Source organism: Pseudomonas sp. NY8896 (assembly GCF_039634505.1).
In genome coordinates, this window is the sequence record NZ_CP132350.1 from 1429211 (window position 1) to 1451765 (window position 22555).

Here is a 22555-nt window from a genome sequence, read left to right on the forward strand (position 1 = left end):
TATGCGGCACATCATTTCCCTGCTGCTGGAAAACGAACCAGGTGCGTTGTCCCGTGTGGTCGGCCTGTTCTCCCAGCGCAACTACAACATTGAAAGCCTGACCGTGGCGCCGACCGAAGACCCGACCCTGTCGCGTCTGACGCTGACCACCGTTGGCCATGACGAAGTGATCGAACAGATCACCAAGAACCTGAACAAGCTGGTCGAAGTGGTCAAGCTTGTCGACCTGTCGGAAAGCGCCCACATCGAGCGCGAACTGATGCTGGTCAAGGTCAAGGCCACCGGTGCCCAGCGTGCCGAGATCAAGCGCACCACGGATATCTTCCGTGGCCAGATCGTCGACGTGACCGCCAGCGTGTACACCGTACAACTGAGCGGTACCAGCGACAAACTGGACAGCTTCATCCAGGCGATCGGCACTGCATCGATTCTCGAAACCGTGCGCAGCGGCGTTACCGGCATTGCCCGTGGCGACAAAGTGCTCAGCATCTAAATTCAAAAATTAGCGATGGCTCCGCAGGGGCCGAGATATAACCAGGGGTATTTTCATGAAAGTTTTCTACGATAAAGACTGCGACCTTTCCATCATCCAGGGCAAGAAAGTCGCCATCATCGGTTATGGCTCCCAGGGCCACGCTCAGGCGTGCAACCTGAAGGACTCCGGTGTAGACGTTACCGTCGGTCTGCGTAAAGGTTCGGCTACCGTTGCCAAGGCTGAAGCCCACGGCCTGAAAGTTGCTGACGTTGCTACCGCTGTCGCTGCGGCTGACCTGGTCATGATCCTGACCCCAGACGAGTTCCAGGGCGCTCTGTACAAGAACGAGATCGAGCCGAACATCAAGAAGGGCGCTACCCTGGCCTTCTCCCACGGCTTCTCGATCCACTACAACCAGGTTGTTCCGCGTGCCGACCTCGACGTGATCATGATCGCGCCGAAAGCCCCGGGCCACACCGTTCGCTCCGAGTTCGTCAAAGGCGGCGGCATCCCTGACCTGATCGCTATCTACCAGGACGCTTCGGGCAACGCCAAGAACGTCGCACTCTCCTACGCTTCGGGCGTGGGCGGCGGCCGCACCGGCATCATCGAAACCACCTTCAAGGACGAGACCGAAACCGACCTGTTCGGTGAGCAGGCTGTTCTGTGCGGCGGTACCGTCGAACTGGTCAAAGCCGGTTTCGAAACCCTGGTCGAAGCTGGCTACGCGCCAGAAATGGCCTACTTCGAGTGCCTGCACGAGCTGAAACTGATCGTAGACCTCATGTACGAAGGCGGCATCGCCAACATGAACTACTCGATCTCCAACAACGCCGAATACGGTGAGTACGTCACTGGCCCGGAAGTCATCAACGAAGAATCCCGCAAGGCCATGCGCAACGCTCTGAAGCGCATCCAGGACGGCGAGTACGCGAAGATGTTCATCTCCGAAGGTGCTACCAACTACCCATCGATGACCGCCAAGCGTCGCAACAACGCCGCTCACGGCATCGAAATCATCGGCGAGCAGCTGCGCTCGATGATGCCTTGGATCTCGGCTAACAAAATCGTCGACAAGACCAAGAACTAAGTCTTATCGAAAGATGAAAAACGCGGCTTCGGCCGCGTTTTTTCGTTCTGGCAGCCCGCTTCTGGTATAAAGCAGACCATTGGCCTGCTGTCAGAACCTGTTTCGCGGGCCCGTGTCGAACATTTTCCATCCTGTTGCAAGGTACCCTCCATGAGCGAACGTCCCGAAGAGCCGAACAAGCCCTCCGACGCCGAAAGCCTGCTACCTGTCGATGAGCACGTTGAAGAAGGGCATGACGCCGAAGGCCGCAAGGTGCGCCACCGCGGCATCTACCTGTTGCCCAACCTGTTCACCACCGCCAACCTGTTTGCCGGCTTCTATTCCATCATCAGCTCGATGAGCGCACAGAGTGCCCTGAGTGCCGGTGACCCACGCGAGGCGAGCAAGTACTTCGCCTTTGCCGCCATCGCCATTTTCGTGGCCATGGTGCTCGATGGCCTGGACGGCCGTGTTGCGCGCATGACCAATACTCAGAGTGCCTTCGGTGCCGAGTATGACTCGCTGTCTGACATGGTCGCCTTCGGTGTGGCCCCGGCCTTGCTGGCCTTTGGTTGGGCGCTCGGTGACATGGGCAAGGTTGGCTGGATGGTCGCCTTCATCTATGTAGCCGGTGCCGCGTTGCGCCTGGCGCGCTTCAACACCCAGGTCGGTACTGCCGACAAACGCTACTTCATCGGTTTGGCCAGCCCGGCTGCCGCGGGTGTGGTGGCGGGTACCGTATGGGCGTTCAGCGACTACGGAATCCAGGGGTCCAAGCTGTCTTTCCTGGTGGCGCTGCTGGTGGCTGCTGCCGGTATGCTGATGGTCAGTAATATCAAGTACAACAGCTTCAAGGAGCTGGACCTCAAAGGGCGTGTGCCGTTCGTGGCGATTCTGGCCGTGGTGCTGGTATTTGCCGTGGTATTCAGCGACCCGCCACGCATCCTGCTGCTGATCTTCCTCGCCTACGCGGCATCGGGGCCGATCCAGTTCCTGCTGAAGGCGCGCCGGCGCAAAGCGTGAAAATCGCTTAACGCTGGAATAACCTTCCGGCTCCATAGTCTTACGGGTACATCCGTTACTCAGTGCTATGGAGCCGCCCATGCTCATCAAGCTTCCCAGGTCTTCCGAGTGCAAGGCGTCGGAGATTACCCCCGAAGGCCTCTATCTTTCCCGTCGTACCCTGCTGGGTGGCTCATTGGCCGGCTTGGCGCTGGGCGCGCTGCCGGGCGGGGTGGGGGCTGCGGAAGTTTCGCGTTATGCCGATGTGCAGGCCGGCACCGGGCCGGCCTGGTTCACTGACAAGCTTGCCGCCACGCGCTGGCAGGCGGTGACGGTGAACAATGAGGTGATCACGCCATTCAAAGACGCCACCCACTACAACAACTTTTACGAGTTCGGTCCCGACAAGGGTGACCCGGCTGCCAATGGCGACAGCCTTAAGACCGAGCCGTGGTCGATTGTGGTGGATGGTGAGGTGGGCAAGCCCGGGCGCTATGCACTGGAAGACTTCGTCAAACCTTACCAGCTTGAAGAGCGGATTTACCGTCTGCGTTGCGTAGAGGCGTGGTCGATGGTCATTCCCTGGCTGGGGTTTCCGCTCGCGCAGGTGCTCAAGCAGGTCGAGCCGACTTCCAAGGCGCGTTATGTGCGCTTTGAGACCTTGAAGGATCCCGAACACATGCCGGGGCAGCGTTCAGGGTTTGCCCTGATCGACTGGCCCTATAGAGAAGGTTTGCGTCTGGATGAAGCAATGCACCCATTGGCTATCCTGGCGGTGGGCATGTATGGACGGGAGTTGCCCAACCAGAACGGCGCGCCGCTGCGGTTGGTGGTGCCATGGAAATATGGTTTCAAGAGCATCAAGTCGATCGTGCGTATCAGCCTGGTGGCCGAGCAGCCTGGCACTACCTGGGAAGGGTTGGCGCCGGATGAATATGGTTTCTATGCCAATGTGAATCCGACTGTCGATCACCCGCGCTGGAGCCAGGCGCGCGAACGACGGTTGCCCAGCGGGTTGTTCAGCCCCAATGTGCGGGAGACGCAAATGTTCAATGGCTACGCTGATGAGGTTGCGTCGCTGTATACCGGGCTCGATCTGCGGAAGAACTATTGATGCGCTATCCCTGGTTTCGCCTGGCCATCTTCGTTGTGGGGTGCCTGTTCCCGGCATGGTGGTTATATGAGGCAGCGATGAGCCTGCTGGGGCCTGATCCCGGGAAGATCATGATGGACCGCCTTGGGCTTGGGGCGCTCACCTTCCTGCTGGTGACCTTGTGCATGACCCCGTTGCAGAAGCTGACGGGGTGGTCGGGGTGGATCGTAGTGCGTCGGCAGCTGGGGTTATGGGTGTTTGCTTATATAGTGCTGCACATCCTGGCCTACCTGTTCTTTATCCTGGGGCTGGATTGGGGGCAGTTGGCGGTGGAGCTGCGCAAGCGGCCCTACATCATTGTGGGCGCGTTGGGCTTCCTTGGGTTACTGGTGCTGGCGATTACCTCGAACCGCTATAGCCAGCGGCGGTTGGGGGCGCGGTGGAAGAAGCTGCACAGGTTGGTGTATGCGGTGCTTGGGTTGGGGTTGCTGCATTTTCTGTGGATTGTGCGCTCGGATCTGAGGGAGTGGTCGATCTACGCGCTTATTGGTGCTGTGCTGATGGTGCTGCGTATACCGGCTGTAGCGCGTGGTCTTCCCAGGGTTGCCCGTGCGCGAGGCAGGGCAGTCTGAAATATTGTTGAAATTAAAGGTTGACGGGGTTTCGAATCCCCTTATAATGCGCCCCACTTCCAGCGACATCGGAACGACAAACTCCTTGAAATTCAATGAGTTAAGTAGTTAAGGTGGTGTTGGAAGGGCTACGATCGAATGATCGCAAGCGGTTGAAATGGTGGTTGACAGCGCTTCTTGGTGCTGTATGATTCGCCTCCCGCTACGAGAGATCGCAGCGAGCCAAGTGTTTGAAGCTAAACGAGTTTCTCGCAAAAAACTTCAAAATAAACGCTTGACAGGCTCTGAGGAAAGCGTAGAATGCGCGCCTCGGTTGAGACGAAAAGCTCTTAACCAAACGCTCTTTAACAAATTGAATCAAGCAATTCGTGTGGGTGCTTGTGAGTACGGACTGATAGTCAAAAAGATTATCAGCATCACAAGTGGCCATGCGAGAAATCACATAGTCATTTGAGATTGCTGAGCCAAGTTTAGGGTTTCTTAAAAACCCAAGCAGTATTGAACTGAAGAGTTTGATCATGGCTCAGATTGAACGCTGGCGGCAGGCCTAACACATGCAAGTCGAGCGGATGACGGGAGCTTGCTCCTTGATTCAGCGGCGGACGGGTGAGTAATGCCTAGGAATCTGCCTGGTAGTGGGGGACAACGTTTCGAAAGGAACGCTAATACCGCATACGTCCTACGGGAGAAAGCAGGGGACCTTCGGGCCTTGCGCTATCAGATGAGCCTAGGTCGGATTAGCTAGTTGGTGGGGTAATGGCTCACCAAGGCGACGATCCGTAACTGGTCTGAGAGGATGATCAGTCACACTGGAACTGAGACACGGTCCAGACTCCTACGGGAGGCAGCAGTGGGGAATATTGGACAATGGGCGAAAGCCTGATCCAGCCATGCCGCGTGTGTGAAGAAGGTCTTCGGATTGTAAAGCACTTTAAGTTGGGAGGAAGGGCAGTAAGTTAATACCTTGCTGTTTTGACGTTACCGACAGAATAAGCACCGGCTAACTCTGTGCCAGCAGCCGCGGTAATACAGAGGGTGCAAGCGTTAATCGGAATTACTGGGCGTAAAGCGCGCGTAGGTGGTTTGTTAAGTTGGATGTGAAAGCCCCGGGCTCAACCTGGGAACTGCATCCAAAACTGGCAAGCTAGAGTACGGTAGAGGGTGGTGGAATTTCCTGTGTAGCGGTGAAATGCGTAGATATAGGAAGGAACACCAGTGGCGAAGGCGACCACCTGGACTGATACTGACACTGAGGTGCGAAAGCGTGGGGAGCAAACAGGATTAGATACCCTGGTAGTCCACGCCGTAAACGATGTCAACTAGCCGTTGGAATCCTTGAGATTTTAGTGGCGCAGCTAACGCATTAAGTTGACCGCCTGGGGAGTACGGCCGCAAGGTTAAAACTCAAATGAATTGACGGGGGCCCGCACAAGCGGTGGAGCATGTGGTTTAATTCGAAGCAACGCGAAGAACCTTACCAGGCCTTGACATGCAGAGAACTTTCCAGAGATGGATTGGTGCCTTCGGGAACTCTGACACAGGTGCTGCATGGCTGTCGTCAGCTCGTGTCGTGAGATGTTGGGTTAAGTCCCGTAACGAGCGCAACCCTTGTCCTTAGTTACCAGCACGTTATGGTGGGCACTCTAAGGAGACTGCCGGTGACAAACCGGAGGAAGGTGGGGATGACGTCAAGTCATCATGGCCCTTACGGCCTGGGCTACACACGTGCTACAATGGTCGGTACAGAGGGTTGCCAAGCCGCGAGGTGGAGCTAATCTCACAAAACCGATCGTAGTCCGGATCGCAGTCTGCAACTCGACTGCGTGAAGTCGGAATCGCTAGTAATCGCGAATCAGAATGTCGCGGTGAATACGTTCCCGGGCCTTGTACACACCGCCCGTCACACCATGGGAGTGGGTTGCACCAGAAGTAGCTAGTCTAACCTTCGGGAGGACGGTTACCACGGTGTGATTCATGACTGGGGTGAAGTCGTAACAAGGTAGCCGTAGGGGAACCTGCGGCTGGATCACCTCCTTAATCGACGACATCAGCCTGCTGATGAGCTCCCACACGAATTGCTTGATTCATTTGCTGATCAGAACTCAGAAATGAGCATTCCCTGCGAATGTTGACTTCTGACTTTTGTCAGATCGTTCTTTAAAAATTCGGATATGTGATAGAAATAGACTGATGGCCAGTTTCACTGCTGGTTAATCAGGCTAAGGTAAAATTTGTGAGTTCTGCTCGAAAGAGCGACGTGCGAATTTTCGGCGAATGTCGTCTTCACAGTATAACCAGATTGCTTGGGGTTATATGGTCAAGTGAAGAAGCGCATACGGTGGATGCCTTGGCAGTCAGAGGCGATGAAAGACGTGGTAGCCTGCGATAAGCTTTGGGGAGTCGGCAAACAGACTGTGATCCAGAGATCTCTGAATGGGGGAACCCAGCCAGCATAAGCTGGTTATCTTGTACTGAATACATAGGTGCAAGAGGCGAACCAGGGGAACTGAAACATCTAAGTACCCTGAGGAAAAGAAATCAACCGAGATTCCCTTAGTAGTGGCGAGCGAACGGGGACCAGCCCTTAAGTTGGTTTGAGATTAGTGGAACGCTCTGGAAAGTGCGGCCATAGTGGGTGATAGCCCCGTACACGAAAATCTCTTATCAATGAAATCGAGTAGGACGGAGCACGAGAAACTTTGTCTGAATATGGGGGGACCATCCTCCAAGGCTAAATACTACTGACTGACCGATAGTGAACCAGTACCGTGAGGGAAAGGCGAAAAGAACCCCGGAGAGGGGAGTGAAATAGAACCTGAAACCGTATGCGTACAAGCAGTGGGAGCCTACTTTGTTAGGTGACTGCGTACCTTTTGTATAATGGGTCAGCGACTTATATTCAGTGGCGAGCTTAACCGAATAGGGGAGGCGTAGCGAAAGCGAGTCTTAATAGGGCGTTTAGTCGCTGGGTATAGACCCGAAACCGGGCGATCTATCCATGGGCAGGTTGAAGGTTAGGTAACACTGACTGGAGGACCGAACCGACTACCGTTGAAAAGTTAGCGGATGACCTGTGGATCGGAGTGAAAGGCTAATCAAGCTCGGAGATAGCTGGTTCTCCTCGAAAGCTATTTAGGTAGCGCCTCATGTATCACTGTAGGGGGTAGAGCACTGTTTCGGCTAGGGGGTCATCCCGACTTACCAAACCGATGCAAACTCCGAATACCTACAAGTGCCGAGCATGGGAGACACACGGCGGGTGCTAACGTCCGTCGTGAAAAGGGAAACAACCCAGACCGTCAGCTAAGGTCCCAAAGTCATGGTTAAGTGGGAAACGATGTGGGAAGGCTTAGACAGCTAGGAGGTTGGCTTAGAAGCAGCCACCCTTTAAAGAAAGCGTAATAGCTCACTAGTCGAGTCGGCCTGCGCGGAAGATGTAACGGGGCTCAAACCATGCACCGAAGCTACGGGTATCACCTTTTGGTGATGCGGTAGAGGAGCGTTCTGTAAGCCTGTGAAGGTGAGTTGAGAAGCTTGCTGGAGGTATCAGAAGTGCGAATGCTGACATGAGTAACGACAATGCGAGTGAAAAACTCGCACGCCGAAAGACCAAGGTTTCCTGCGCAACGTTAATCGACGCAGGGTTAGTCGGTCCCTAAGGCGAGGCTGAAAAGCGTAGTCGATGGAAAACAGGTTAATATTCCTGTACTTCCAGTTATTGCGATGGAGGGACGGAGAAGGTTAGGCCAGCCTGGCGTTGGTTGTCCAGGTTTAAGGTGGTAGGCTGGAATCTTAGGCAAATCCGGGATTCTAAGGCCGAGAGCTGATGACGAGTTGCCTTTAGGCGACGAAGTGGTTGATACCATGCTTCCAAGAAAAGCTCCTAAGCTTCAGATAACTGGGAACCGTACCCCAAACCGACACAGGTGGTTAGGTAGAGAATACCAAGGCGCTTGAGAGAACTCGGGTGAAGGAACTAGGCAAAATGGCACCGTAACTTCGGGAGAAGGTGCGCCGGCGAGGGTGAAGGACTTGCTCCGTAAGCCCATGCCGGTCGAAGATACCAGGCCGCTGCGACTGTTTATTAAAAACACAGCACTCTGCAAACACGAAAGTGGACGTATAGGGTGTGACGCCTGCCCGGTGCCGGAAGGTTAATTGATGGGGTTAGCGCAAGCGAAGCTCTTGATCGAAGCCCCGGTAAACGGCGGCCGTAACTATAACGGTCCTAAGGTAGCGAAATTCCTTGTCGGGTAAGTTCCGACCTGCACGAATGGCGTAACGATGGCGGCGCTGTCTCCACCCGAGACTCAGTGAAATTGAAATCGCTGTGAAGATGCAGTGTATCCGCGGCTAGACGGAAAGACCCCGTGAACCTTTACTATAGCTTTGCACTGGACTTTGAATTTGCTTGTGTAGGATAGGTGGGAGGCTTTGAAGTGGGGACGCCAGTTCTCATGGAGCCATCCTTGAAATACCACCCTGGCAACTTTGAGGTTCTAACTCAGGTCCGTTATCCGGATCGAGGACAGTGTATGGTGGGTAGTTTGACTGGGGCGGTCTCCTCCCAAAGAGTAACGGAGGAGTACGAAGGTGCGCTCAGACCGGTCGGAAATCGGTCGTAGAGTATAAAGGCAAAAGCGCGCTTGACTGCGAGACACACACGTCGAGCAGGTACGAAAGTAGGTCTTAGTGATCCGGTGGTTCTGTATGGAAGGGCCATCGCTCAACGGATAAAAGGTACTCCGGGGATAACAGGCTGATACCGCCCAAGAGTTCATATCGACGGCGGTGTTTGGCACCTCGATGTCGGCTCATCACATCCTGGGGCTGAAGCCGGTCCCAAGGGTATGGCTGTTCGCCATTTAAAGTGGTACGCGAGCTGGGTTTAGAACGTCGTGAGACAGTTCGGTCCCTATCTGCCGTGGACGTTTGAGATTTGAGAGGGGCTGCTCCTAGTACGAGAGGACCGGAGTGGACGAACCTCTGGTGTTCCGGTTGTCACGCCAGTGGCATTGCCGGGTAGCTATGTTCGGAAGAGATAACCGCTGAAAGCATCTAAGCGGGAAACTTGCCTCAAGATGAGATCTCACTGGGATCTTGAATCCCCTAAAGGGCCGTCGAAGACTACGACGTTGATAGGTTGGGTGTGTAAGCGCTGTGAGGCGTTGAGCTAACCAATACTAATTGCCCGTGAGGCTTGACCATATAACACCCAAGCAATTTGTGCGTCAGCCAAATTGCGGTGGTGAAGATGATACGAACCGAAAGTTCGCAACGAACCACACAATCACATATCCGAATTCGCTGGGCTGTCCATCTGGACATTCTGGCTACAGAATTTCTTGACGACCATAGAGCATTGGAACCACCTGATCCCATCCCGAACTCAGCAGTGAAACGATGCATCGCCGATGGTAGTGTGGGGTTTCCCCATGTGAGAGTAGGTCATCGTCAAGATTCATTTCGCAAAACCCCTATCTGCGCATGCAGGTAGGGGTTTTGTCTTTTGGGCCAGAAAAAGATTTGTCTCCACGCATGCCATGGTCCAAGGCATGCCTCGTGATATGGTTTTGCACCGGAATCAACCGCTCCCAGGGAATGCACTATGGCTACTACCACTCTCCACCCCGGCTTCATGATCGTCCACGGCAACCGCCTCGACGACCTGCGCAGCCTGGTAGTGAGCTGGATGCGTCGCTATCCCCTGGCGCCGCTGGAAAACGAAATAGCCTTGGTGCAAAGCAATGGCATCGCCCAATGGCTCAAGTTGGCCCTGGCCGAAGACCCGCTGGAAGATGACCTGGGCGGCTGTGGCATCGCCGCCGCAATCGATGTGCAACTACCCGGTAGCTTCATGTGGCAGCTATACCGCAGCGTGCTGGGCCGTGACGAAATTCCCGAAGTTTCCCTGCTCGACAAGGCCCCACTCACGTGGCGCCTGATGCGCCTGTTACCCGCCCTGATCGAACGCCCCCATTTCGAGCCGCTGCGGCGCTTCCTTACCGACGACAGCGACCTGCGCAAGCGCTACCAGCTAGCCGAACGGCTAGCGGACCTATTCGACCAGTACCAGGTCTACCGCGCCGACTGGCTCAAGGACTGGGCCGCAGGCGAGCATGTCCTCAACACCGCCCGTGGCGAGCGCAAAGCGCTGCCGCCGGGCAACCGTTGGCAAGCCGAGTTGTGGCGAGCATTACTGGAAGATGTTGGCGAGCAGGGTATGGCGCAGAGCCGTGCCGGGGTTCACCAACGCTTCATCGAGCGGATCAATAGCCTGGAGCAGGCACCTGCAGGGCTGCCACCGCGGGTGATCGTGTTTGGCATCTCCTCACTACCCGCCCAGGCCCTGGAAGCACTGGCCGGTCTGGCGCGTTTCAGCCAGGTGCTGTTGTGCGTTCATAACCCATGCCGCCACCACTGGGCCGACATCGTTGCCGACAAGGACCTGTTACGCCACCAGTACAAACGCCAGCAACGCAAGCAGGGCATGCCCCTGCAACTGGATGACCAGTCGTTGCACCAGCATGCCCATCCGTTGCTGGCCGCCTGGGGCAAACAAGGCCGCGACTACATCAACCTGCTCGACAGCTACGACGACCCGGGCAGCTACCAGGGCGTGTTCAGCGATGGCCGCATCGACCTGTTCAGTGACGGTTCGCCCACCACGCTGCTCAATCAACTGCAGGACGACATCCTGGAGTTGCGCCCGCTCACCGAAACCCGTGAGCTGTGGCCGCCCGTGGACACTGCAAAGGATCGCTCGATCCGCTTCCACATCGCCCATAGCCCGCAACGTGAAGTGGAAATCCTCCACGACCAACTGTTGGCCCGCTTCAGCGCCGACGCAACTTTGCGCCCGCGTGACGTGATCGTCATGCTACCGGCCATCGACACTTACGCGCCGCACATCCGCGCTGTCTTTGGCCAGTTGCAGCGCAACGACCCGCGCTACATCCCGTTCACCCTGACCGACCAGGGCCAGCGCGGCCGCGAACCTTTGCTGATCGCTCTTGAGCACTTGCTCAAACTGCCAGACAGCCGTTTCGCGGTCAGCGAAGTGCTTGACCTGCTGGACGTGCCGGCAGTGCGCGCTCGCTTTGGTATTCGCGAAAACGACCTGCCCACGCTACACCGCTGGATCGAGGGGGCCGGCATACGCTGGGGCCTCAACGCCGAGCAGCGGGCCAGTCTTGGTTTGCCCGCCGGGCTCGAACAGAACAGTTGGCGCTTCGGCCTGCGGCGTATGCTGTTGGGCTATGCAGTGGGTGTGGGCGTGGCCTGTGACGGCATTGAACCCTACGATGAAATCGGTGGCCTGGACGCTGCACTGATCGGCCCACTGGTCGCGCTGCTCGATGCGCTCGAAGTCGCCTGTCAGGCCTTGTCCGAGCCCGCCACCGTCACGCAGTGGGGCGAGCGCCTGCATGCTTTGCTACAGGTGTTTTTCCTGGCCGAGGGCGAGCGTGACGAGTACCTGCTGATGCAACTGCAAGATCTGCGCGATAGCTGGCTTGAAGTGTGCGAGACCGTTGGCCTGCAAGACCCGTTGCCGCTGACCGTGGTGCGTGAAGCCTGGCTGTCGGGCCTCGATCAGGGCAAGCTGTCACAGCGCTTCTTAGCCGGCTCGGTGAACTTCTGCACCCTGATGCCCATGCGCGCCATCCCGTTCCGGGTGGTTTGCCTGCTGGGCATGAACGATGGCGACTACCCGCGCGCCCAGCAACCGCTGGACTTCGACTTGATGGCCAGCGACTACCGCCCCGGTGACCGCTCTCGCCGCGAAGACGACCGTTACCTGCTGCTGGAGGCGCTGTTGTCGGCACGCGACCAGCTGTATGTCAGTTGGGTCGGGCGCAGTATCCGTGACAATAGCGAACGCCCGGCCTCGGTACTGATCGGCCAGTTGCGCGATCACATCGCCACGGGATGGCATCTGGCCGGCATGCAGCAGGGGCAGCCAGCCGAACCGGGCGAGCAACTGCTGCACGCTCTGACTCAGGAGCATCCCTTGCAGCCGTTTAGCGCACGCTACTTCCAGAAAGGCAGCCCGTTGTTCAGCTTTGCCCATGAATGGCAACTGCTGCACCAGCATGGCGAGACAGATGAACAGGGCGAGCCCGGCCTGCCGCCATACCTAGGTGATGAAGCCCTGAGCCTGACCCAACTGAATGACTTTCTGCGCCATCCGGTACGGCACTTTTTCAGCCAGCGCTTGAAGGTGTACTTTGAAGCGCTGGAAGCACCAACCCCGGACGAAGAACCCTTCGTCCTCGATACGCTGCAACGCTATGGCGCCAGTGAAAGCCTGCTTGGCGCAGCCTTGGCCGAGCCGGACAATGCCGAACAGGCCTTGCGTGCCCAGGCCCGGCGCCTGCAGGCCTGCGGTTTGCTGCCGCTGGCCGGTTTCGGAGAATCGCTGCAAAGCGAGTTGATCGAACCGCTACCCGATTTGTTGCAACGTCACCAACAGCTGCTGCAACGCTGGCCTCAGCTGGTCGAGGGCGCTTTGCCGGTGCATTTCGAGCACGCTCAGCACCGTCTCGAAGGCTGGTTGGGCCGGGTGTTCCAGGCTCAGGACCAGAGCCTGCTCAGCATCACCACGGTACCCAACACAATCAGCGCCGGGCGCAACAACCTCAAGTGGCATCGTCTGATCGCACCTTGGGTTACGCACCTGGCCGCCTGTGCGGCCGGCTATCCCTACAACAGTGCACTGGTAGCCAGCGACCTGACCCTGTTACTTGCACCGCTACCGCAAGCACAGGCTGCTCAGCTGTTGGGCGACCTGCTGGTGGCCCGTCAGGCGGCGATGAATGCGCCGCTGCCCGTCGCGGCCAAGACCGCGTTCGCCTGGCTGGCCCAGGACGACGCCGACAAGGCTTTGGCCGCCGCAGCCCGTGCCTATGAAGGCGACGAGCGCACCAGCTTTGGCGAGCGAAGTGAGAGCATCGCTCTGGCCCGCCAGTTCCGCGACTTTGCTGCACTGACGGCTGACGAAACCTTTGAAGGCTGGTGCGAAACCTTGTACCGCCCGTTGTTCACCGCCCCTTGGCAGACCCTGGGCAACCCGGAGAAAGGCGCATGACCCAGGACCGTCCCCTGGCACTGAGTTTCCCCCTGCACGGCAGCCAGCTGATCGAGGCCAGCGCCGGCACGGGCAAGACCTTCACCATTTCGGCGCTGTACCTGCGCCTGATCCTTGGCCACGGTGGCGAACAAGGCTTCGACCGCGAGTTGCTGCCACCGCAGATACTCGTGGTGACCTTCACCGACGCTGCCACCAAAGAGCTGCGCGAACGTATCCGCGCCCGCCTGGCTGAGGCTGCACGGTTCTTCCGTGGCGAACTGGAAGGCGCCGACCCGCTGTTGCACCAATTGCGTGATGATTACCCGCAAGAAGCCTGGCCGCGTTGTGCCGGCCGCTTGGAAATCGCCGTGCAGTGGATGGACGAAGCTGCGGTATCGACCATCCATGGCTGGTGTCAGCGCATGCTGCGCGAGCATGCCTTCGACAGCGGCAGCCTGTTCACCCAGACCCTGGAAACCGACCACAGCGAGTTGCTGGGCCAGGTCATGCGCGATTACTGGCGGCGTTTTTGCTATGGCATGCAAGGCGATGCACTGGCCTGGGTGCGCGGCAACTGGGGTAGCCCCGACGCTTTGCTGCCGCGCATTCGCCCACTGTTTGGCCGCGTGCGTGCTCAGCAGGATGGACCAGAGCCGGCAGCATTGATCCAGGCATCGCTGCAGCAACGTGGCGAGCAGCTGGCCCGGCTCAAGGCGCCATGGGCGCAGTGGGCCGAGCAACTGCGGCAAATCTGCCGCGATGCGCTGGCCGCCAAGCAGGTCGACGGCCGCAAGATGCAGGCCCGTTACTTCGAGCCCTGGTTCGACAAGCTCTGTGCCTGGGCGGGTGATGAACAGCTGGTTGACCTCGACTTGGGCACGGGTTTTACCCGCCTGACCCCGGCGGGCATGGCCGAGGCCTGGAAGGGTGAACCGCCTGAGCACCCCGGCCTCAACGCCATGCAGAGCTTGCAGCAACAATTGCAGGCCTTGGACAGCCCGGATGCGCCCTTGCTTGAGCATGCTGCCAGCTGGGTATCGGCACGTTTCGAAGTAGAGAAGCGCCGGCGCGCGGAAATGGGCTTCGACGACATGCTCGTGCGCCTGCAGCACGCCTTGGCCAGCGAGGCCGGCGAGCGCTTGGCCGGTTTGATCCGCGAGCAGTTCCCGGTAGCGCTGATCGACGAATTCCAGGATACCGACCCGGTTCAGTACGGCATTTTCGAGCGCATCTATCAGATCAGCGAAAACCGCGCAGACACTGGCCTGTTCATGATCGGAGACCCCAAGCAGGCGATCTACGCCTTCCGTGGTGCCGACATCTACACCTACCTCGCTGCACGGCGCGCCACCCGCGACCGCCTGCACAGCCTGGACACCAACTACCGGTCCAGCAAGGCCATGGTCGCAGCGGTCAACCAGGTGTTCCTGCAGGCCGAAGTGCGTGAAACGGGGCGGGGAGCATTCCTGTTCCGCGCGGCGGATGACAACCCGTTGCCGTTCATCGAGGTGCGCGCCAAGGGCCGTGGCGAACAGCTGCTGATTGACGGCGAAACCAGTGCAGCCCTGCAGTGCTGGCAACTGGAAAGCGAAGAGGCGGTTTCCAGCAGTGTCTACCGCCAGCAGCTGGCAGCCAGCTGCGCCAGCCATATCGTCGCGCTGCTCAATGGTGGCCAGCAAGGCACGGCAGGCTTCCAGAATGCCGAAGGCGAGTTGCGTCCCTGCCTGCCCTCGGACATCGCCATCCTGGTGCGTGATGGCCACGAAGCGCAGGTGGTCCGCGCCGAGCTGGCCGCGCGCGATGTACGCAGTGTGTACCTGTCCGACAAGGACTCGGTGTTCGCCGCCCAGGAAGCCCACGACCTGCTGGCCTGGCTCAAGGCCTGCGCCGAGCCCGACTCGGAGCGCCTGCTCAAGGCCGCACTGGCCAGCCTTACACTGGGCCTGTCATTGGCCGCGCTGGACCAGCTGAACCAGGACGAGCGGGTCTGGGAAGGCTGGGTCATGCGTTTTCGCCATTATCGCGATACCTGGCAACGCCAGGGCGTGTTGCCCATGCTGCGGCACCTGCTGCATGACTTCCAGCTGCCGCGCACGCTGATCCGCCGCAGCGATGGCGAGCGGGTACTGACCAACCTGCTGCACCTGGCCGAATTGCTGCAGCAGGCTGCTGGTGAGCTGGACGGCGAACAGGCATTGATCCGCCACCTGGCCGAGCACCTCGCCAATTCCGGGCAGGCCGGTGAAGAGCAGATCCTGCGCCTGGAAAGCGACGAACAGTTGGTCAAAGTCGTGACCATCCACAAGTCCAAGGGCCTGGAGTATCCCTTGGTTTACCTGCCGTTCATCTGCACCAGCAAGCCGGTGGACGGCAGCCGCCTGCCGCTGGCCTGGCATGACAGCGAAGGTAACGCCCACCTCACCCTCACCCCGGATCAGGAACAGATCGAGCGCGCTGACGACGAGCGCCTGGCCGAAGACCTGCGCCTGCTCTATGTGGCCCTGACCCGCGCCCAGCATGCGTGCTGGTTGGGGGTCGCCGACCTCAAGCGTGGCAACCAGAAGAGTTCGCAGCTGCACCGATCGGCATTGGGTTACCTGCTGGGTGGCGGCCTTGCCCTGACAGGCTCGCAGCAGCTGACGGACTGGTTGCAGGCGTTGGCGTCTACATGCCCGCACATTACCTGCCCGGGCCTGCCGCAGGCCAATGAGCAGGCGTATCGCGTGCCGCACGCCGAGCGTGAGCTGCTGCCCGCACGCAAGCCCCGCCGCGCGGCCGCCGAGCACTGGTGGATCGCTTCTTACAGCGCCCTGCGCGTAGGCGACCAGACCCTCGGTGCCGACAGCTCACAGGCCCAGCAACTGCTGGATGACGAGGCGGTCGATGCCCAGGTGTTGCGCGAGGTCCCGGCTGACAGCGGCGATATCCACCGTTTCCCGCGGGGGCCAAACCCAGGCACCTTCTTGCATGGCTTGCTGGAATGGGCGGGTCGTGAAGGCTTTAGCCAGGTCAGCGGCAACCCACAGCTGATTGAGCGCACCGTTGGCCAGCGCTGCAACCGTCGCGACTGGACCGGCTGGATCCCCACCCTGAGCCAGTGGATGCAACGCTTGCTGGGCGAGGCGTTACCGCTGCCAGGCAGCGACCAGAGCGTAATGCTGGGCCAGTTGCATCATTACCAGATCGAAATGGAGTTCTGGTTCGCCAGCCACCAGGTCGATGCTGAACAACTCGACCGCCTTGTCGCACGCCACACCCACCCCGGCCTGGCGCGCCCGGCGGCGCAGCCGACCGTGCTCAACGGCATGTTCAAAGGGTTCATCGACCTGGCCTTCGAGCTGGACGGGCGTTACTACGTCACCGACTACAAGTCCAACTGGCTGGGCCCGGACATCCAGGCCTACGACACCCAAACCATGGAAAAGGCCATTATCGAGCACCGCTACGACCTGCAGTACGTGCTGTACCTGCTGGCCCTGCACCGGCAGTTGCGTGCCCGCCTGCCGGACTACGATTACGACCGCCATGTTGGCGGTGCCCTGTTCATCTTCCTGCGTGGTGCCAGCAGCAGCGGCCATGGCGTGTATCACGCCAAGCCACCGCGTGAGCTGATCGAAAGCCTCGATGCGCTGTTTCGTGGCGAGCACCCACCCGTACAGCAGGACCTGTTTGCCGGAGCCGTGAAATGAGCCGAAGCCTTGTCGACCTGTTGCCCACGCCGTTGCACGCCGAGCACCTGCTGGCGCTGGCACCACAGCATGACAGCGGTGACCTGCTGCAACTGCTCGACCGCTGGGTAGAACGGGGCTGGCTGCGCGCGCTGGACCGCGCATTCGTGTCGTTCCTGGAAGAGCGCGCTCCCGGCAGTGATCCCTTGTTATTGCTGGCGGCGGCGCTGGCCAGTCATCAACTGGGGCACGGGCATGTCTGCCTCGACCTGCAACAGACCTTGGCCGAGCCTGATTTCGCCCTGTCGTTGCCGCCGGAGGGCGATGCGCTGACAGGCCCCTTGCTGCTTCCCTCGCAACTGCTGGCCAACCTCGATTTGAATGCCTGGCGCCAGCGCATCGCTGCCAGCGCGCTGGTGGCCGAGGGCGATAGCCCAGGCCAGCAAGCGCGGCCACTGGTGCTCAGCGGCCAGCGTCTGTACCTGCGCCGCTACTGGAACTATGAACGGCGTATCGACCATACCCTGCGCCAGCGCCTGACCCAGGCCGAAGCGCCGCTGACCGACCTGACCGATCGCCTGGCTCAGCTGTTCGACGGTGGTGCGCCAGCTGGCCAGGTAGACTGGCAGAAGCTCGCTTGCGCGCTGGCCACCCGTGCCGGTTTCAGCATCATCACGGGTGGCCCCGGCACGGGCAAGACCACCACTGTGGTGCGCCTGCTGGCCTTGCTGCAAGGGCCGGCAGTGGAGCAGGGCAGGCCGCTGCGCATCCGCTTGGCCGCGCCGACCGGCAAGGCCGCTGCGCGCCTCACCGAATCCATTGGCCAGCAGGTCGAGCGCCTGCAGGTCAGCGCCGAAGTGCGTGGGCACATTCCCACAGAAGTCAGCACCGTGCATCGTCTGCTCGGCAGCCGCCCGGGCTCCCGGCACTTCCGCCACCATGCTGGCAACCCGTTGCCATTGGATGTGCTGGTGGTCGACGAAGCATCGATGATCGACCTGGAAATGATGGCCAACCTGCTCGATGCCTTGCCGCCTCGGGCACGCCTGGTACTACTGGGCGACAAGGACCAGTTGGCGTCGGTGGAAGCCGGTGCGGTGCTGGGCGACTTGTGCCGGGATGCCGAAGAGGGCTATTACTCGCCGGCGACCGCAGCATGGCTGGAACAGATCAGTGGCGAGTCACTGGCCGGCACTGGCCTCAAGGCTGGCGACGAACAGCGCAATCCACTGGCCCAGCAAGTGGTGATGCTGCGTTTTTCGCGACGCTTCGGTGAGGGCAGCGGCATTGGCCAACTGGCCCGGCTGGTCAACCGGCAGGACTCCCATGCGGCGCGCAACTTGCTGGCCACGCCACCCGCCGACGTGCACAGCCTGGCACTCAAGCACGAGCAGGACCGTGCTTTCGACCGCCTGTTGCTCGATGGCCTCAACCGCGGCAGCGACGGCCCGCAAGGCTACCGCAGCTACCTGCGTACCCTTGGCCGCTATCGGCCAGCACTCGAAACCGCTGCTGACGACCCAGCGTGGGAGCAATGGGCCGGCAAGGTGCTGCACAGCTTCGAGGACTTCCAGTTGCTGTGCGCAGTGCGTCGTGGCGCCTGGGGCGTCGAAGGCCTGAACGAGCGGGTGGCGCGGGTGCTGCACAATGCTGGCTTGATCGACAGCCAGCAGCACTGGTACGAAGGGCGCCCGGTACTGGTGACCCGCAACGATTACGGCCTGGGCCTGATGAACGGTGACATCGGCATCGCCCTGCACTTGCCGGATGAGCGCGGTGAGCCGCTGCTGCGCGTGGCCTTCCCGCGTAACGATGGCAGTGGCGGCGTGCGTTTCGTCCTGCCCAGCCGGCTCAACGAAGTGGAAACGGTGTTCGCCATGACCGTGCACAAGTCCCAGGGCTCGGAGTTCAGCCACACGGCGCTGGTGCTACCGGATGCGCTCAACCCGGTGCTGACCAAGGAACTGGTGTACACCGGCATCACCCGCGCCAAGCACTGCTTCAGCCTGGTCGAGCCTCGGCAGGGCATTTTTGAAGAAGCGGTGGCGCGCAAGGTGCGGCGTATTTCAGGGTTGATGCTGGAACAAGTCTGATACCGAACGCGGTCCCTTGTAGGAGCGGCCTTGTGCTATCGTTGCGCCAATTCGAGAAAGGATTTTAAGAGACTCCCCACATGCACGTGGCCGCAAGGCGAGTGACAAGCTGTGCGCTTTCGCTATTGCTGGCCGCCCTGTTCCTTTACACAGGCCCTGCCCAGGCAGACTCCGCCACAACCGCCGCTCGGGCTCAACAACGCGCCCAGGCAGTCACCCAGGTCGTATTGGGTATCTTCAGCTACGCCCGCTGGCCTATAGAACCCTCACCCTTGCGCTTGTGCCTGGTCGGTCCGACCGAATACGCCGATGACCTGATCAAAGGCCATGTCCAGGAATCCGGTCGCCCCCTGCAGGTGCGGCGCCTGTTGGCAGAAGATACCCAGGTCGCCCAGGCCTGCGATGCCATCTATATCGGCAAGCTTGACCAGGGCCAGCGCGACCAGCTGTTCCAGCGTGTCAGGGGCCATCCGGTGTTGAGCATCAGCGAGGCGGATGACCCCTGCACGGTCGGCAGCCTGTTCTGCCTGCGGGTCAGCGACCAGCAGGTGGCCTTTGATGTCAACCTCGACTCGGTGGCGCGCTCTGGCGTGCGTATTCATCCCAGTGTGTTGCAATTGTCGCGTCGCCGGGCGGTGCAGCCATGAAACCGACCCGCAAGCGTAGCGTGCGCCCCACCCTGCGCTCGGTGCTGGGCCGTGGCCACCTCAGCGTCGCCTTGCTTGCCGTGGGCCTGGCGGGTATTTCCTTGACCCTGCTGGGCGTGCTCGCCCTGCGTGTCTACGCCAACCAAAACCTGCAGCTGATTGCCCGCTCGATCAATTACACCGTAGAGGCAGCGGTGGTGTTCGATGACAGCGCCGCCGCCAATGAATCGCTGGCGCTGATCGCCAGTACCGAGGAAGTGGCCGAGGCCAAGGTCTTCAACGACGAAGGCGAGCTGTTGGCGCACTGGCAACGCGGCGACACCGACATGCTCGCGCAACTGGAAGTGCAGGTTGCCACCGCGTTGCTGGATGAGCCGGTCAACCTGCCGATCCTGCACCAGCAACAACAGGTCGGGCATATCGAACTGGTCGGCCAGGGCCGTAGCCTGTTGCTGTTCCTGCTCAGCGGTCTGGCCGGCATCCTGTTCTGCACCATCCTCAGCGCCTTGGCTGCCCAGTACCTGTCGCGGCGCCTGCTCAGCGATATCACCCGCCCTCTGCGTGGCCTGGCCAGTGTCGCCCACGCCGCCCGCCGCGAGCGTAGCTTCGACCGGCGTGTGCCGGAAGCGCCGATTGCCGAGCTCAACGAGCTGGGTAACGACTTCAATGCCCTGCTGGACGAACTGGAGGTGTGGCACAGCCACCTGCAGAGTGAAAACCAGAGCCTGGCCCACCAGGCCAGCCACGATAGCCTGACTGGCCTGCCCAACCGGGCCTTCTTCGAGGGGCGCCTGAGCCGCAGCGTGCGCAATGCTGCACGGCAGCAGGACCACTTGGCCTTGCTGTTCCTCGACAGCGATCACTTCAAGCAAATCAACGACACCCTCGGCCATGCCGTAGGCGACGAGGTGCTGATCAGCGTGGCCGACCGCGTACGCGCCCAGTTGCGCGAACACGACCTGGTGGCGCGCCTGGGCGGTGATGAGTTCGCCGTGCTGCTGACACCTTTGCAGTCGCGCAAGGACGCCGAACACATCGCCGAGAAGATCGTTGCCAGCATGAAGCTGCCGGTGCAGCTGGACAGTGGCCGCAGTATCGCCACCTCACTGAGTGTCGGTATTGCCTATTACCCGGATGACGGCGCTGACCCCGCCAGTCTTCTCAATGCCGCCGATGCGGCGATGTACCAGGCCAAGCGTAAACGCCGTGGCCATTGGCAAGTGGCGCAGACGGAACGGTCCGCCAACGAAATCAAGAACAGGAGCTGAACCCGTGATACAGGCTTTACGTTTCCCGCTGTGGGCCTTGTTGCTCGCCGTGCTGGCACTGTCTGGCTGCCAGACCGCCCCTCCCAAGGGCCTTACCCCCGAACAGATTGCCGTGCTCAAGCGCGAGGGATTTACCCCGACCGACGAAGGCTGGGCGTACGACTTGTCTGGCAAGGTGCTGTTCGGCAGTGACCTGGACAGCCTCAACGGCCAGAGCCAGTCGATTGTCGAGCGCATTGGCAAGGCACTGCTCAGCGTTGGCATCCAGGGCGTGCGGGTGGACGGGCACGCCGACGCCTCGGGCAAGGCGGCGTATAACCAGCAATTGTCCGAACGCCGCGCTCAGAGCGTGACCAAGGCGCTGGTCGGGGTCGGCATGCAGCCGCAGAACATCCAGAGCCGTGGCCTGGGCAGTACCCAGCCGGTGGCGGACAACCGCACCAGTGCCGGGCGTACCGAGAACCGGCGCGTGTCTATCGTGGTGGCGTCTTACTGACGGGAGGGTTTGGGGTTGCACAGCAACCCCATCATTCCTGAGCAAAGCGCATCTGGCGTGTGTCACCCATCAGCAACGGCGCATTCGTCTCCGTCACACCTCGGATGTAATCCCACAACAGGGTAATCCGCTTCAACTTTCTCAAGTCCTCCCGGCAGTACATCCAGAACTGGCGCGTCACCTCGATCTCCTCCGGTAACACCGTCACCAGCCGAGGGTCCTGCGCGGCGAGGAAGCACGGCAAGATCGCCAACCCTCGCCCCTGCAACGCTGCGGTGTACTGCGCGATCACGCTGGTGCTGCGCAAATGCGCGCTGGCGCTGGGGATGAGGTTGGCCAGGTACAGCAGCTCGGAGCTGAACGCCAGGTCATCCACGTAACTGATGAACGGATGTTTGGCCAAGTCCGCCACCTGGCGGATCGGCGCGTGGTTGTCCAGGTAGTCTTGGGTCGCATACAGCCGCAAGCGGTAGTCGCACAGTTTGCAGCACACATAAGGCCCATGCTCCGGCCGCTCCAGCGCGATGACGATGTCCGCCTCGCGTTTGGACAGGCTGATGAAGTGCGGCAGCGGCAGGATGTCCACCGAAATCGCCGGGTAGGCATCGACGAAATGGCTGAGCTGCGGGGTGATGAAGAAGCTGCCAAAGCCCTCGGTGCAGCCCATGCGCACATGCCCCGACAACGCCACACCCGACCCGGACACCTGCTCGCAGGCCATGTGCAGCGTGCTCTCGATCGATTCGGCATAACCTAGCAAGCGCTGGCCCTCGGCGGTCAACACAAAGCCGTTGGTCCGCGACTTTTCGAACAGCAAGGTACCCAGCGCGCCCTCCAGCGAGCTGATGCGCCGCGACACGGTGGTGTAGTCCACACTCAGCCGTTTGGCGGCACTGCTGGCCTTGCGGGTGCGGGCCACTTCAAGGAAGAACTTCAAATCGTCCCAGTTGAGCGCGCTCAGGGATGTGAGGTCTTTTTGCATGATGATCCGGTTTTTTTGTGCGTTCTTGTTGGATGTTTGCACATCTATACTCGAAACAAG

12 protein-coding genes and 3 rRNA genes are annotated in these 22555 nt (G+C 60.0%); 14 read left to right on the top strand and 1 reads right to left on the bottom strand.

What is annotated here, in order from left to right:
* The first annotated feature begins 1 nt into the window (after position 1).
* From ilvN to Q9451_RS06385, 14 genes are all read left to right on the top strand, one after another.
* Positions 2-493 carry an acetolactate synthase small subunit gene (ilvN, locus tag Q9451_RS06320; RefSeq protein WP_003250040.1) on the top strand — a complete coding sequence of 164 codons (492 nt, stop codon included), beginning with the start codon at positions 2-4 and terminating at the stop codon, positions 491-493.
* Positions 494-548: 55 nt separating this feature from the next.
* Positions 549-1565: a ketol-acid reductoisomerase gene (gene ilvC / locus Q9451_RS06325; RefSeq protein ID WP_003250043.1), complete on the top strand. Its 1017-nt coding sequence runs from the start codon at positions 549-551 to the stop codon at positions 1563-1565.
* A 150-nt stretch (positions 1566-1715) separates the two neighbouring features.
* The gene (pssA, locus tag Q9451_RS06330; protein WP_003250045.1) at positions 1716-2567 is read left to right on the top strand and encodes a CDP-diacylglycerol--serine O-phosphatidyltransferase; all 852 of its coding nucleotides are present in this window, start codon (positions 1716-1718) and stop codon (positions 2565-2567) included.
* 79 nt (positions 2568-2646) lie between these two features.
* A complete protein-coding gene (gene msrP / locus Q9451_RS06335; RefSeq protein ID WP_012274210.1) occupies positions 2647-3660 on the top strand; it encodes a protein-methionine-sulfoxide reductase catalytic subunit MsrP in 1014 nt (337 codons plus the stop codon).
* The gene (gene msrQ, locus Q9451_RS06340; RefSeq protein ID WP_012274209.1) at positions 3660-4271 is read left to right on the top strand and encodes a protein-methionine-sulfoxide reductase heme-binding subunit MsrQ; all 612 of its coding nucleotides are present in this window, start codon (positions 3660-3662) and stop codon (positions 4269-4271) included. The genes msrP and msrQ overlap by 1 nt, the downstream gene beginning before the upstream one ends.
* Before the next feature lie 500 nt (positions 4272-4771).
* Positions 4772-6308: ribosomal RNA gene (locus Q9451_RS06345) — 16S ribosomal RNA — on the top strand.
* Between the two features lie 278 nt (positions 6309-6586).
* Positions 6587-9479, top strand: a 23S ribosomal RNA gene (locus Q9451_RS06350).
* Positions 9480-9615: 136 nt separating this feature from the next.
* Positions 9616-9731, top strand: a 5S ribosomal RNA gene (gene rrf / locus Q9451_RS06355).
* Together the 16S, 23S and 5S rRNA genes form the textbook arrangement of a ribosomal RNA operon.
* A 148-nt stretch (positions 9732-9879) precedes the next feature.
* Positions 9880-13359 carry an exodeoxyribonuclease V subunit gamma gene (gene recC / locus Q9451_RS06360; RefSeq protein WP_071984687.1) on the top strand — a complete coding sequence of 1160 codons (3480 nt, stop codon included), beginning with the start codon at positions 9880-9882 and terminating at the stop codon, positions 13357-13359.
* Entirely contained in the window at positions 13356-17030 is a 3675-nt protein-coding gene (gene recB / locus Q9451_RS06365) for an exodeoxyribonuclease V subunit beta (RefSeq protein WP_012274207.1), read from the top strand. The genes recC and recB overlap by 4 nt, the downstream gene beginning before the upstream one ends.
* Positions 17027-19102, top strand: a complete 2076-nt coding sequence (gene recD, locus Q9451_RS06370; RefSeq protein WP_012274206.1) for an exodeoxyribonuclease V subunit alpha — start codon at positions 17027-17029, stop codon at positions 19100-19102. Before recB ends, recD begins: the two co-directional genes overlap by 4 nt.
* An 80-nt stretch (positions 19103-19182) precedes the next feature.
* Positions 19183-19749 (top strand): YfiR family protein, encoded by a 567-nt coding sequence (locus tag Q9451_RS06375; RefSeq protein WP_012274205.1) that lies wholly within the window; start codon positions 19183-19185, stop codon positions 19747-19749.
* The gene (locus Q9451_RS06380) at positions 19746-21017 is read left to right on the top strand and encodes a diguanylate cyclase (RefSeq protein ID WP_012274204.1); all 1272 of its coding nucleotides are present in this window, start codon (positions 19746-19748) and stop codon (positions 21015-21017) included. Before Q9451_RS06375 ends, Q9451_RS06380 begins: the two co-directional genes overlap by 4 nt.
* 4 nt (positions 21018-21021) lie before the next feature.
* Positions 21022-21513, top strand: a complete 492-nt coding sequence (locus Q9451_RS06385) for an OmpA family protein (protein ID WP_012274203.1) — start codon at positions 21022-21024, stop codon at positions 21511-21513.
* 31 nt (positions 21514-21544) lie between these two features.
* Here the strand turns inward: Q9451_RS06385 and Q9451_RS06390 are convergent, their stop codons facing one another.
* Positions 21545-22495 (bottom strand): LysR family transcriptional regulator, encoded by a 951-nt coding sequence (locus tag Q9451_RS06390; RefSeq protein ID WP_012274202.1) that lies wholly within the window; start codon positions 22493-22495, stop codon positions 21545-21547.
* Positions 22496-22555 lie beyond the last annotated feature (60 nt).